This is a genomic window from Pseudomonas sp. KB_15, assembly GCF_052114525.1.
Classification (GTDB): domain Bacteria; phylum Pseudomonadota; class Gammaproteobacteria; order Pseudomonadales; family Pseudomonadaceae; genus Aquipseudomonas.
In genome coordinates, this window is sequence record NZ_JBFREX010000146.1 from 1 (window position 1) to 549 (window position 549).

A 549-nucleotide genomic window follows, 5' to 3' on the forward strand; every position below is an offset into this window, starting at 1 on the left:
CCGCACCTGCGTGCGCAGCTACCCGGTGCAGGAGCAGGCCGGCGCGATCTTCCTGTGGTTCGGCGACAGCGCCCCGGCCGAAGCCGATGCCCTGCGCCTGCCCGAGGAACTGGTCAGCGACGAACACACCAACTTCCTCTGCGTGGCCCACTGGGACTGCAACTACCGCTACGCGATCGACAACGTCATGGACCCGATGCACGGCGCCTACCTGCACGCCGTCTCGCACTCGATGGCCAGCGGCGAGAAGTCGGCCGTCATGCAGATCCGCGAGACCGAGAGCGGCCTGATCTTCGAGAAGACCGGCCAGCGCGGCGTGAACTTCGACTGGGTGGAATTCGGCGAGACCGGCACGCTGTGGCTGCGCCTGTCCATCCCCTACCGCGACAAGGTCGGCCCCGGCGGCCCGTTCGGCATCGTCGGCATGGCCACGCCGGTGGACGAGGATCACTGCCTGGTGTTCTTCTGGCGCACCCGCCACGTGCAGGGCTGGGAGCGCGACGTGTGGCGCTTCCTGTATCGCAACCGCCTGGAAGGGCTGCACTGGGA

1 pseudogene is annotated in these 549 nt (G+C 68.1%); it reads left to right on the top strand.

Annotated elements, in window-relative coordinates:
- Positions 1–549 (top strand): annotated as a pseudogene (locus AB4Z35_RS30145) (3-phenylpropionate dioxygenase); the annotation flags it as partial.